This is a genomic window from Bowmanella dokdonensis (genome assembly GCF_017254865.1).
GTDB lineage: Bacteria > Pseudomonadota > Gammaproteobacteria > Enterobacterales > Alteromonadaceae > Bowmanella > Bowmanella dokdonensis.
The window spans coordinates 1-329 of the sequence record NZ_JAFKCV010000239.1 but is presented as its reverse complement, the minus strand read 5'-3'; the positions used below and the strand labels follow the sequence as shown (position 1 = coordinate 329).

The following is a 329-nucleotide window of genomic DNA, read 5'->3' as shown; positions in this document are numbered from 1 at the left end:
AGTGATTGATCACGTGGCCGAATTGTACGGCCGCGATGCGGTATCCCAGATCATTACCTTCGGTACCATGGCCGCTAAAGCGGTGGTGAGGGATGTGGGCCGGGTGCTTGGACATTCCTATGGCTTTGTTGATAGGTTGTCAAAGTTAATCCCGCCCGATCCGGGCATGACCTTGGCTAAAGCCTTTGAAGTGGAGCCGCGCTTACCTGAGTTGTATGACCAGGACGAAGAAGTACGGGATCTCATTGATATGGCGCGCACGTTGGAAGGGGTGACACGTAACGCCGGTAAGCACGCCGGTGGAGTGGTTATTGCCCCCACCAAGATTA

The 329-nt window shown here is 54.7% G+C and carries 1 protein-coding gene; it reads left to right on the top strand.

What is annotated here, in order from left to right; translation table 11 throughout:
• The coding region (locus tag J0A66_RS22390) for a hypothetical protein (RefSeq protein ID WP_206576032.1) at positions 1 to 329 on the top strand (329 nt) is incomplete at both ends.